Source organism: Listeria grandensis FSL F6-0971 (genome assembly GCF_000525835.1).
In the GTDB taxonomy this organism is placed as follows: domain Bacteria; phylum Bacillota; class Bacilli; order Lactobacillales; family Listeriaceae; genus Listeria_A; species Listeria_A grandensis.
Genome location: NZ_AODD01000005.1, coordinates 55931 through 68938, shown reverse-complemented (window position 1 = coordinate 68938; position 13008 = coordinate 55931). Strand labels below are relative to the sequence as shown.

Here is a 13008-nt window from a genome sequence, read left to right as displayed (position 1 = left end):
CTAATCAAATCATCTACACAATGTGTCTAAATAGTATTGGAATTCGGAATGCTTCTCCACTATAAAACTAAGGACTTTTCTAAACAATAGAAATAATACATACCCTATCATGCACCCTACAAAGTTGAATAGCATATCATCTACATCAAAAATTCTGCACATATACCCAACCGATGCACCAATAATAAACTGGCTAGATTCGATTAATAACGTAAACAACAAGCTTACTATGACCATTTTTGACCATGATGCTTTTGTTAGAAATGAAAGGCCACACCCAAAGGGAATCGTCATGCATATGTTCAAAATATATGTCTTAATATCTATAGTAGCGAAAGGAAGAAGTGACAGTCCCTCCCTTATAGAGTTCCCTTGACCGGTCATACCTTCTGTTGCATAAATAGGGAATTGTGTTAAATTAACCACCCCTGCGAGATAGATATAAAAAACAGTAAAGTATATCATAAACACCCAATTTTTATTCAAAAAGAACTTGAATGCAATAGCACATAGATGATTAACTTAAATATCCACGCAAAAAACAGAAGCTCGAACTCATGATTTTTTTAAGAGTCCTAGCTTCTATTTCTAGTGTTGCTATTTCACCCAAACATAACCATACGGCGGCAATTCACATTTACCATCGCTGATTTGTTCACCTGTGAGTATATTTTTCGTGCCCGCAGTTTCAATCGTAATCGCCTGATCGCTAACGTTTGTATAGCAGTAAACATCGCCTCTTTTCAGCGCGAAAATACGGCTATCACTCGAAAGCACTTCTTGCGGTTGGTACGGATTGAACGCGGTTTCTCCTTGACGAACTTGCGCCAGTTTCTTTAATCCTGTAAAAATGGCTTGGCGGTATGGATTCGTTTCGAGTTCGTTTTGTAATGTCGCTAAATCGAGTTTTTCGCGGTTGATTCGTCTTGGGATTCCGGATGTTTCGGCAGCTTTTTTGTCGTTTCTTGAGCCGAATAAGGAATGGTAATAAACAGCTGGAACACCCATGACGGAGAATAGGATGTGATGGGCGGCGAGCATTTTTTGAATCGCTAGTTCGTCGGATTCGCCGTTGTTGCGTAGCGCCTCGCTGTAATTGATATTGAGTTCGTAGATGGATTTGCTACCATCTGGATTGTTTTTATAGGAAATTTGACCGCCGTTTTGTAGGATTTTTTCGGTGAGCTTTTCGCGGTCGTTGTCGGTTAGAATACCTTCTGTTGGGCGCATGCCGATACCATCATGAGACGCTAGGAAGTTGAAATAGGTGGCGTTTTCTCCCACCCTCATGATGTTTTTTGCCCAGTTGGTAAGGTGGGTCGCGTCATGGGTCGTGAAGGCATGCAAAGTTAGTGGTGGCAACGGGAATTGGTAGACTTGATGAGCTTCGTTGTTACCATCGCCAAAATAACTGATATTTTCTTTATGCGGCACATTGGTTTCTGTAATGATTTGTGTGTTGGGTGCGAAATAGTCTGTGAGCAGGCGCCAAATTTGGATAACGGTATGGGTTTGCGGTAAATGAATGCAAGTCGTGCCAGATTCTTTCCAGAGAAAACCGATGGCGTCTAGTCGAATGGATGTGGCGCCGCGCGTGATGTACGTAAGTAGCGTTTCGGTTAGGCGGGTGAACATCGTTGGGTCTTGGATATTAACGTCAACTTGGTCTTTACTGAACGTGGACCAGACTTGTTTTTCGGACATGCCATATGTGTGAAAAAGTGGGCTTGTTCTTGGGCGGACAACTTTTGTAGCGTCAAAACCTGGCTCTTTTTCCACGAAGGCATGCTCAAATCCTGGGTTTCCTTGTAGGAACTGTTGGAACCAGTCGCTTGATTCGGACATGTGGTTCGCAACGAAATCGTACATGAGTCGGTAATTCCCTGCGAGGTCATCAATGTCAGACCAGTCGCCGAGTTCTGGGTCGATTTGCAGGTAATCTGTCACGGAAAAACCGTCGTCGGATGTGTAAGGAAACATTGGTAGTAAATGGACGTCTGTAATGATATCGGCAACGGTTTCGTCAAGCATCGTGCGCAAGGCTTGTAGTGGTTTTTGATTGGATGACTGAATGCTGTCGCCATATGTGATTAGGTACATATTTTTTTCATTGAGCGCGGCGGATTGCGAAATCGTTTGTTGTTCTTGCGCATCGATGAGTTTTGCTAAACGATTGTTGATATCACTGCGTTTTGGTTCGTCAAAAAGTGTGGTTAAGTGATCGTTTAGTTGCTTATTTAAATCGGATCGCTTCATCATTTTAGAGCTCCTTCATTTTTAGTGTTAGATGGCTTTGTGGTGCGATTTCAGCTGAGCCATTTGTTGGTAATTCGGCCATATTTACGACTACACCTGCGTGACTTGCCTCGATGCTGATTGGCTCGTCCGTTGGGTTGAAAGCGCGTAATATGATGCCGTCGCCGTCTTCTGCTTGTTTTAATGTGCTGAAAAAGGCGTCATCGCTGATTGTGAGTAGGCTCGCGGATGTTGGTAAATCGTGCATCGCTGCGGGTTGTGGTAGTTCGAAACGTTCCACTCGTTCTTCAAAACTATTCAGCGTTTGAAGGTGATAGCTGAGTTGATGTGTGCGAACGCGTTCGGTGGCGCGGAACCAATCGGCAGTCGTGAAGCTTGCGGTGAAGCGATAATGGTAGCTGAATTCTAGGTCACCGAGCATCTGCGCATCCGGTGTTTCCACGACTTTATTGTTGATACCGGAGGCACGGCCGGGACGCCAAGCGATATTGTCTTTGCCAAGCAGTCCGACACTCCGGAAAAGCGTGAGGGCAAGGTAATCCGTGGTCGCCTCGTATTCTTTCAAACCTTGTGTCAGAACGCCAATCGCGCCTTTACTACTAAGACTTACCGCAAAATTTTCAAGCGGATAAATCGGGACTGGCGCTTCGGCAAAACGGTTTTCGCGCCAATTCGCAAAATGAGGATTCAGGTTGGCGCGCTTGATGGCGGTGAACGCTTGGTCGGCGTAACTTGCCTCGCTATTCGGCGCTTCGAACCTGACGCGGATGCGATGGTTTTTCGTTTTATTCGTGAGGCGATGCTTGATGCCAAGCGTGTCTTCGCCTTTTTTGAGTGTGAAAGTGGTCTCGATTTCTGTGCCTTCGCCGCGCGTTAATGTATGGCGAATCGTCATTTCTGAAACGAGATCAGATTGCTTCACCGCGATGCATTCCGCCGTGCTCGCCAGTTCCGCAATGTCCCCTGCAAGTGGAGAAAAATCATACGAATCACCGTCATCGGCTACGTCTTCAAATAGCATGAAATTGGAGAGTTGCTCGCCGAATTGGGTCGTCATTTGTAATTTTCCTGCTACAACTTCGATGGTATAAAAGTCGTTCGCAATTTTGGCATCGTCTTTTGGCGCTACTAGGTTTACAGCGCCCTCGATAATTTGCAAAACCTGATAACTAAGCGGTTCCATCGCGATTTCGGCACTTACAACCGTGCGATAATAGCCTGGAATTTCGACTTCCTGCTCCCCGTCCGCCGTCACGACAACCTTTTTCCCCCCAGAAATGTAGTCTTGAGACAGAATCGTTTGTGGAACAACAACGCCCGACACATCCGCCAAACACACCGTTTTTCCTTTCGTAAAAATGACCGTCTCGACTTGTTTCGTCATCGCTTTTGGCAGTAAGTGAAAAACAAGAACGGCTCCCTGCTCATATTCCGTCCCAATTCCGCGTGCGATTTGCTTTTTCAAAACGTTGATAAGGCTATCACAAATACGCTCGGCTTGCTCCAGACGATGTATAATAGCGCGGTTCGTCTCGTCCGAATTGCAACCACCAATCGAATCATGCGCGTGTACATCAAATAACAGTTTAAAAACCTTATCCAGCCAGCGTTTCGGATACGGCGCGCCATACTTATTCGCCATCACTGCCAGCGGTTCCAGTTGATGATATATCTTATCCTCGATTCGGCTATTCGCGAGTTTAATATCCACACGCTGCGACCGAATCGTATTGTGAATCCGCGACTTCTGCGATGCGAGCAGTTCCCCCTCAATCACCGTCTCAAATTCCGCGTTCTCCCATGCGGCTTCCATAAACGTCTCATAATCCGATAACACGAAGCGATAATCCGATTGTTGTGCATTCAATGCCTCCACCGTCTTCGGAAAATGTTCCCGCACCAACACCTGATCGCCGCCCGCCGGAAGCAACATGTGCGACGTCGATACATTCATTCCACGTAACGTATCCAAAATCGGCGTCAACGTCTCTGCTACATATTCCCCGTCCGTCGCCAAAAATTTCCCTGGCCCATAGCCAAAATACATATAATTCGTTTTCGCCATCACGCCATCCGGAGCTACCCAGCGAAAATTCAAATCCGTCGCGACATCTTCCGTGTACAGACCACGCTGCAAAATCGCGTATTCCATCCCAAAAGACTGAAAGATAGACGGCAAATACGCATTTTGTCCAAATATATCTGGCAAATAACCAATTTTCATACTATGTCCCATCTTCGTCGCCGCACGCGACCCGTACAACAGATTCCGAATCATCGACTCTTTATGCACGAGTAACGTGTCCGTCTGCGTATACCAAGGCCCGACAAAAAGCCGTTTTTGCGTTATAAGTTCCTGCAATTGTTCCTTTCTCTCCGGCAAAATTGCGAGAAAATCTTCAACCACCGACATCTGCGCGTCAAATACGAACGACTTGTACGCCTCATCCCGCTCCAAAACATCCATCAAATGACGCAGATTCTCGATCAGCATCACGTTCGAATCCTCTATTGTAAAATACCATTCACGATCCCAATGCGCATGCGGCACCACGTGAACTATTTTTTCTTCGTTTGTCATTTTTTAAAACCTCACAATCTCTATAAAAACGGATTGGGACCCCAAATTACTGAGTCCCAACATGTCTATTTAATAATCAATTTTTTCGCCATTGCGTTCTTTACGTTTAATAATCGCGTATCGAATGAAAATATTACCAAACGCGATAATTGCGACACCGACTAGCATGCCAACGAGATAGGCTGGCAAATTCTCAACAAGCGGCCAACCCCAGATTGCTGGAAGTGGTAGCCATTGTACCGCGCCGAGTGCCACACCTGTACATGCGCCAGCGATTGCACCGATAATATTTAACGGAATCGTGATCAGCGGGTTGCGAAGCATGAACGGAATCGCACCTTCTGAAATCGCTAGAAAACCGAGCAGGAATGACGTATTTCCGAGCAAACGCAAATCTTGTGAAAAGACGCGGCGGCCAACAACGAAACGGTCAATAATCGTCGCCAAACCGATGCCTAGCGGTGGAATAACGATTGCCAACACACGCGGTGTCAACGGGAAAATACCATCTGCTGACAAGCCAATCGCAATCGCGCCCGCCGCTTTATTCACCGGACCACCAAGATCAAATGCAGTTGCAGCAGCAATCATCGCCGAAAGACTAAGCGTTCCAGACGTACTCATACTCGCAATCGTGTCCGCAATCCATTTATTAAGATGTCCGAATACCGGATCAATAACGTATAAATTCAAGATAAAAATAACCAAAACACTGATTCCCGGCACGATTAGCATTGGCTTCATCGCCACCAGATTTTTCGATAATTTGACGCGTTGATTCAAGAATTTTGCAACGTAACCTGCTGTTAGACCTAGGATAAGCGCGCCTAGGAAACCACTCGGAATCCCGCCTTCAATTCCCCAGAACGTATAGTGCAAGCCGCCTGCGAACAAACCACCCGCAAAACCAGCAATCAAGCCAACGCGGTCAGCAATCGCATACGCAACGAACATCCCAAATACCGGATAAATGAACTTGAAGAGCATATTGCCAAAACCATCAAGGTAATGTAAAAACTCTTGCAACCCGCCAACATTATTGTACGTCGGATCGCCAATCATGCCGATATCAAGACCAAGCGCATAAACCCATGTCAGCTTCGCGATACCAAGCATCAAGCCTGCTGCAACGATGAGTGGAATCATGTAAGAAATCCCAGTCATGATAGCTGCCGTTACATCTGCGCCAACTTTTTTCCAGCCCGTTTTTTGATTTTTGCTTGCAACAACGCCTTCTGATTCCGCGCTCGCCTCCACTGTACCATCTGGGTCTGATAGCGTCCGAATCAGGATTTCCTTCGCGTGACGCAACGGATCAGCGACTTTGACTTCGACGTAATTTTTGCCAACAAAGCGCTCTTTATCCTTCACTTTCGTATCCACGGCGAACAAAATCGCGTCTGCTTTTGCAATCGCTGCTGCGTCGTGCGTGTCTTCCATCCCGTTCGCGCCCTGCTTTTCGACACGAACATCGATTCCTAACTCTTTCCCGGCCTGTTCCAACGCTTCTGCGGCCATGTACGTGTGGGCAATACCCGTCGCGCAAGCCGTGATTGCCAACACCGATTTCCCAGCATAGGCTGAATCGCCAGCCACGATTTCTGTCACCACTTCATCACCAAGCGCTGCAAAAAGTGCCTCTTTACTAGGCGCCGCAAGCAGTCCATCCAAATACGATGCGTTCATCAATCGGCCACTAAGTTCCGCCAACAGTTTCAAATGCGTCGTGCCTGCTTCCTCGTCTGGAATCGCTAACAAAAACACTAACGACACCTGATTCGTCGGGTCAACAGACTCCCAAGCGTTCGCCGCTAACGGTGTTTTCAATTTTGCCACAGTGAAAACAGCTTTATTCACGACACTCGATTTGCCGTGTGGAATTGCTAAACCGCGCTCCATTCCAGTTGCCGAATGCGCCTCACGCTCTAAAACCGCCTGTTGAAACGCCGCTTTATCAGATATATAGCCTTCCTTGTCTAAATGATCCACTAAAAATGAGATTACTTCTTCCTTTGACGTAGCTTCGATGTCATAGAAAACTAAATTTTGCGTCGTCATCTCTTTTAAATTCATCGTCAATCCTCTTTTCTAAGTTCATGAATTCGCTTACAGAATACCTTTCGAAAGTATAATCGAAGTATAGCATAAAGCCGAAAGCCTTTTCATACAGAATCCGTATAATTGTACGACGCACCCTATTATTCTCTTTCAAATCGTGATAAAGTAGGAAATGAAGCGATTGGAGGTTTTTTGAAGTGGGAAAAGTAGCAGAACGTTTTGTCGAAGATATTACGAATTTGAGCGACTCGGAGAAATATATTTTTTATTACGCGGATAATCATATCGAACAGGTGAAAAATATCACGCTAACCAACCTGGCCGAGATACTAAATACTTCCAACACCACGATTATCCGGATGTGCCACAAGCTTGGTTTGCAAGGCTTTTCAGAATTTAAATTTATTCTAGCCAGCTTCAGCAATCAAAAAAAGACTCGCGAAAACGGGAGTCTCAAAGAAGATTATTTGGCCCAGCTGACCCAGACCATTCACGCCATTGACCTACCCAAAATGGATTATATCGCCACGAAAATTCTAAACGCGAGCACCGTTATCGTGGTTTCTGTGGGTTTGACTAAAATGATCGGTGAATATATTGGGAAGCGACTGATTCAAGTGCAGAAGCCGACGATGTACGCCTATGAATCGCATATTATTGACCTTTTGCCAAGTTTTATTAAGCCGAACGATGTGATTTTATTCGTATCGATGAGTGGCGACACGAAAACGCTGGTTCAGGCCGCGCAGAAACTGGAGTATAGCGGTTGTTTTATGTTTGCCATTACGAATCATGGGGATAGCGCCCTCTCACAGCTCATGGATATGAATCTGAGCAGCGATATCCCAACCGTTTCTTACGCTGGATATGATATTACATCGCGTTCTGGACTGATGATTCAAGCGGATATTTTATTAGAAGTATACTTGAAAAAGATGTTAGAGCGCGATAAATGATGTTTTTACCCCTCTATCACACAACAATACGAACTCATTGGCAGCACCGTGTCCACCTGAATCAGATTCGTCTGCGTCAACAGCAACTCTTTAAATTTCGCCGGTAGCGCCTCTTGTTTCGCGATTTCCTCCGCGATATGGTTGACGACAAACGACGCCTCCCAACCCGCATCTTGCATTTCCGGCGTCCAAATATCAGCTTCCCTTGTTACCTGCCAGCCTTGACTTTGCGCCATTTTCACGACATCATCCGGCGTGATAAACGTCCGCACATTCGATTCGGTTTCTGACTTAAACGCCTCATATTGCGCCTGCACCAACACCGCCAACAAATGCGATTCCTGTCGCGGATCCGTAATCTGCGGGTTCCACTCCGCAAAACAAATCCGTTTCGCCCATTTTTTCACAACTTGGAGCATTTCAAGAAGTTCGGCTCTAGAGCTGAAGTACCAAGAGGCATGCGAGATAACTGCGACGTCAAACGCTTGGTCTTCAAACGCCAGATCACCACGCAAAATATCCGTTTCCAGCTTAAATTCAATACGCGATCCGAGCTCCGACTGCAACAAATAATACGTCGATTGAGCGAGTGTGAATGGCGCGCCGTAATCTGGTGAAGCGATGTCGACCGCATACACAGAGCCAGTTTTGCCAACATGATAGGCTAATACTGCCGTCGTGTCGCCTTGCCCACAGCCGACCTCAAGCACCTTGTCGCCCTCTTTTATTCCCCAGAATTCCGCAAGCTTGATGCGATGTCCTGTTTGTACTGTTTGAACCTCGTCCGACGCCGCATCCCGAAGCATGCACGCCACAATTTTTTCCGTTTTTGCCTTCATATGTAACATCCTTTCCAACTTTACATTTTTCGCGCGATTCTTTACGCCCTCTTTACAGAACCTCAAAACAAATCGGCATTTCACTCGCTATAATAAGGCGTATGAGGAGGGGAAAAATTTGAATAAATTCGTAACTGTTACTGGTGTTGTCGTTGTTGGAAGCTCTTTACTGCTCGCCGGGTGTGGTCCTAGTGACGTGAACTCGTTCGCCGCCAAACAAACCCAAACACAGGTCAAGCCGGGTGGTCAAATTAAGCTGGACGGTGCCGTAAATATTCGTGATCTTGGTGGCTACAAAACGACCGATGGCAAAACGATTAAGTCCCACAAACTAATCCGTGCCGCCGAACTTGCCAATCTTTCCAAAAGCGACATTAAAAAGCTGACTTCTACATATGGTCTAGCTGAAATTATTGACTTCCGTACCGATTCCGAGGTAAAAGCGAAGCCCGACCCAGTCATCAAAAACGTCGATTACATTCATGACTCGATTATGAAAGACAACGGTTCATCGACAAGCGCACAAGATATGATGACCAGCCTCGCGAAAATGGACAATCCCGAGCAATTTCTAATCGATGCCAATAAAAGTTTCGTCACCGACCAGCAATCGATCGATGGCTACAAACTTTTCTTCCAAGAGTTGCTAGACAATAAAGATGGCGCCGTACTTTGGCATTGCACCGCGGGTAAAGATCGTACCGGCTTTGGGACAGCACTCGTTCTCGCAGCACTCGGTGTCGATCAAAAAACGATTATGAACGACTATCTGCTTTCCAATAAATATCGCGCGGCCGAAAATCAGAAAACCCTTGATGCCCTTGCAAAACAAACCGATAATCCAAAAATTCTGGCTGGCATGAAAGCTATTCTCGACGTTCGCCCATCTTATTTGAACGCTGCGTTCGATGAAATCAAAGCCAAATACGGTAGCACCGACGCGTTCCTCAAAAAAGGACTCGGCTTAACGAATAAAGATATCAAAACACTCAGAAAAGCCTATCTTCAATAAATATAAAAATGTGATCAGTCTCCGCCGAATTTAGCGCGAATTGCTGATCACATTTTCGTTCGTTGTTATTCGATTTTGTCCCCGTAAAATTTCGCTTTTGCCTTACAAATTGGGCATTTTATCTTGTGTTTCTCATGTGCACATGATTCGTCTCCGTTTGACGTCATCATCCGATAAGCTTTTTTCAGTAGTGGAATCGCGATCACGATTCCGATCAGTGTCATCAGTGCGATAAAGCCGATGAAAATCAGCCCAGCCGCGATACCGATCACGAAAATTTTCTTCACCGTGTGTCCTAGATCAAAGCGTTCTTCCTCTTCCATGTTGAATCAGCTCCCTAGATAAAATTTCTTCCAATTTCAGCATAACACGTTACTTCTCAAAATCAAGCAAAAACTGGCCGAGTCCACCCGTATCATGATGACCCGCGACGTAATCCGCAATCGCCAACGTCTCTGGAATGCTGTTCTCCATCGCCACGCCCATTTTTGCAAGTTCGATCATGCCGATATCATTCTCGTTATCACCAAACGCAATCGTCGTCTCCAAATCAAGCCAGCCAGCTTCATCCAAATACGCGAGGCCATGCGATTTATCGATGCCAACGTTCATGATGTCAATCAGCGTCGTGCCAGAAGCCATCACAGAAAGCGGTAATTTCGCCAAAGCTTCGCGCACTGCCACACGCTTATCCGCCTCATCCGAGAGCACCAGAACCTTCAGCGCAAACTCACCAGAACGCTCGATTTCCCCGACAACATCCGCCGTCACAGTAAGCGGCACCTGCTCATTTTCAGGAAGCGTCTTATTCGCCTCGACAAACCCAGCAATTTTCCCCGTCACCGTCGGCCCAACAATCCGCTCCGTGGTGTACACGTGATAATCCACGCCAAATCCGCGCACCAACTCAATCACCTGACCCAGCAAATCATACGAAATATCGCTTTTCATCAAAATTTCGTTCTTTCCAAAATCGCGAACAAGCGCACCGTTACAAGAAATAACCGGCATCGTGATCCCCAGCTCATGAATAAATGGCATAATCGCCAAATCCAAGCGTCCAGTCGCCAACACCAATTTTTTCCCACGCTTTTGCCAATCCAGCAACACCTCTTTATTAAGCGGCTGAATCACCGCACCGCCCTTAGCCAGTAGCGTTCCGTCCATATCCGTTACAACTGTCTCCATTACAAAATCACCCTTCCACACTTATCTAAAAGCGCCTCATCGGCGGACGCCATTACTACTCGAATTATAAATGAGTTTTGGTGAGTTGTCACGCTTGCGATGATTTTATGAAAGCTATACTTCATCTATTATTCTTCTATATCCCATACCAGAAACGTATTCCACATCCAAGTCTCTCATGTAATCTCCTTGTTCCCCACTCATCTTTTCACGTTACAAAATACATAGCAAAAAAAGCTGCAAAATCAATTTTCACATATAATATATACGACAAAAAATCCTGATATATTTCCCAATTGTATCAACTATTCCAAAGTAAATAAGCATATATTCTAACTTCAATTACAGGCAAAAAACCTCAAAACTGTTGGCATATCTCAAATAATAAACTCCAAAACATAGCAAAACTCTAGTTTCAAATCCAATTCCTACATTAAAAGAAAATGTGGACAAAATGTGAACTCAATAAATTTCACCTTAAAATGTACATTTTTTTGCTAGCCAAAGAAATTGATACCTTGTACAATAGAAAATAAGCATATTAAAAAGGGGAGACATTCATGTACTTAAAAGAAAAAACGATTAGCATCGCGCTAGTATTTGGACTAACGTTTTCAACTGTAAGTCCTGTATTCGCCGAGGAGATGACATCCCAACAGGACGCACAGCAACAACTTGGTTGGGAAACTACTGACGTCGCAGCAAAACCTAATGTTCATGTAACACAAGGTTATCACATTATTCCAGCTGATTTTGTGCAAATTTTTAGCCAAGATCGCGCTCCAGTCTTAACTTACAAGGATGATGTAGCCGCTGAGAACGACACAGTAGGTACTTTTGAAACAACGATTGTAGTTACCTACAACGACGGATCATCGGAAGAAATCACGGTCAGCTATACAGTTGACGCAGACCCGAACGTAACACCGACGCCAGATCCTGAACCTGTAACACCGGATCCTGAAACACCTGTGACTCCTGATCCTGAAACACCTGTGACTCCTGATCCTGAGACAGAAAATCCGGTAACGCCGAATCCAGATCCAGTGGAACCTGTAAAACCAGATCCTGAAACACCAACGAAACCGGATCCTGTGAAACCAGTAAAACCTGATCCTGAAACAACAGATCCTGAGCAACCAACGAAACCAGATCCAGGTAAGACAGATCCAAAACCAGAAACAACTGTACTTGCTACAGCAAAAAACAACGTCACATTAGAACTAAATGATGCGACAGCTACACCAAGTACTTTTGTAACTAAAGGTGCCGCGAATGTGACACTTTCCTTCAAAACACAGCCAGTAACAAACAAACTTGGCGCACAATCCGTAGAAATTTCAGCATCAAATGGTTCCACTACAAGCACTATCACAGTTAATTACAAAGTGGTAGACACAACGAAGCCATTCATCAGTCAAGATGACGATGTTTTCTACGTATGGCCCGGTGAAGAATGGACAGCTGAAGAGCTAGTGAATGCAACAGATAACTCTGGCTACGTTAAAGTCTATTTCCAAAATGGTGATAAATATTTAGACACTGCAAATATTGGTGCGGGAAGTACCGTTATCGTAGCTGAAGACGCTAGTGGTAACATTTCTACACTTAATTTCCAGTATCAAGTTATCTCTGTTATGGGCATCATGCTTTATTCTGCCCCATCTGTTAACTTCGATATGAGTACAGATACAGACATTTATGGTGGTACAGAGCCTGATACAACACTGTTCGTTATTACAGAAGACACTGAAGAAGTTCTAGCTGAAACACGCGTGGACTACTCTGGTAACTACCATGCCGTTCTTGATCGCCCGCTACAACCAGGCGAAACAGCTTATCTAATTGCTGTCGATGATAACGGTGGTGTCAGTGATGTCACACATTATACGTACGGCACGAAACAAATTCAAGAAGTGAAATCATCTACTATTTCTAAAGCCCCAGCGAATTCAGAAACAGGACAAGCACAAGCAGCTGGGAATGAAATCGTACCTGCAAGAGTAGAAGAATTGCCAAAAACAGGAGATTCAAGCACAAACGGGTTTGTTGTCTTCGGTCTACTGCTTTCTGCAACAGCTTTATTGTATTTGAGAAAACGTTCCTAAGAATAAAAAG

General features: G+C 45.2%; 10 protein-coding genes. 3 read left to right on the top strand and 7 right to left on the bottom strand.

The genetic code is table 11. The annotated features are described in order from the left end of the window. Positions 1–9 precede the first annotated feature (9 nt). The 4 genes from PGRAN_RS17715 to PGRAN_RS04675 form a co-directional block, all read right to left on the bottom strand. On the bottom strand, positions 10–465 hold the full coding sequence (locus PGRAN_RS17715) for a VanZ family protein (protein ID WP_036065573.1): 456 nt from the start codon (positions 463–465) through the stop codon (positions 10–12). Positions 466–597: 132 nt separating this feature from the next. Then, positions 598–2256, bottom strand: a complete 1659-nt coding sequence (locus PGRAN_RS04685; protein WP_036065713.1) for a sugar phosphorylase — start codon at positions 2254–2256, stop codon at positions 598–600. A gap of 4 nt (positions 2257–2260) precedes the next feature. Continuing rightward, on the bottom strand, positions 2261–4837 hold the full coding sequence (locus PGRAN_RS04680; RefSeq protein WP_036065571.1) for a glycoside hydrolase family 38 N-terminal domain-containing protein: 2577 nt from the start codon (positions 4835–4837) through the stop codon (positions 2261–2263). 69 nt (positions 4838–4906) lie between these two features. Continuing rightward, complete coding sequence (locus PGRAN_RS04675; RefSeq protein ID WP_036065569.1) at positions 4907–6910, bottom strand: fructose-specific PTS transporter subunit EIIC; 2004 nt, start codon at positions 6908–6910, stop codon at positions 4907–4909. Positions 6911–7092: 182 nt separating this feature from the next. Between PGRAN_RS04675 and PGRAN_RS04670 the strand changes: the two genes are divergently transcribed. Continuing rightward, entirely contained in the window at positions 7093–7851 is a 759-nt protein-coding gene (locus PGRAN_RS04670) for a MurR/RpiR family transcriptional regulator (protein WP_036065566.1), read from the top strand. Positions 7852–7856: 5 nt separating this feature from the next. Here PGRAN_RS04670 and PGRAN_RS04665 read toward each other — a convergent pair whose 3' ends face one another. Then, positions 7857–8690: a class I SAM-dependent methyltransferase gene (locus PGRAN_RS04665; RefSeq protein WP_036065564.1), complete on the bottom strand. Its 834-nt coding sequence runs from the start codon at positions 8688–8690 to the stop codon at positions 7857–7859. Positions 8691–8808: 118 nt separating this feature from the next. Between PGRAN_RS04665 and PGRAN_RS04660 the strand changes: the two genes are divergently transcribed. Further along, the gene (locus PGRAN_RS04660) at positions 8809–9702 is read left to right on the top strand and encodes a tyrosine-protein phosphatase (RefSeq protein ID WP_036065562.1); all 894 of its coding nucleotides are present in this window, start codon (positions 8809–8811) and stop codon (positions 9700–9702) included. A gap of 65 nt (positions 9703–9767) precedes the next feature. On the opposite strand, the gene PGRAN_RS04655 is transcribed toward PGRAN_RS04660, so the two are convergent. Both PGRAN_RS04655 and PGRAN_RS04650 read right to left on the bottom strand, forming a co-directional pair. Then, entirely contained in the window at positions 9768–10025 is a 258-nt protein-coding gene (locus tag PGRAN_RS04655) for a hypothetical protein (RefSeq protein WP_036065561.1), read from the bottom strand. A gap of 49 nt (positions 10026–10074) precedes the next feature. Further along, entirely contained in the window at positions 10075–10890 is an 816-nt protein-coding gene (locus PGRAN_RS04650) for a Cof-type HAD-IIB family hydrolase (protein ID WP_036065559.1), read from the bottom strand. 560 nt (positions 10891–11450) lie between these two features. Here PGRAN_RS04650 and PGRAN_RS04645 point away from each other — a divergent pair. Next, entirely contained in the window at positions 11451–12998 is a 1548-nt protein-coding gene (locus PGRAN_RS04645) for an LPXTG cell wall anchor domain-containing protein (protein WP_036065556.1), read from the top strand. Positions 12999–13008: the final 10 nt, after the last annotated feature.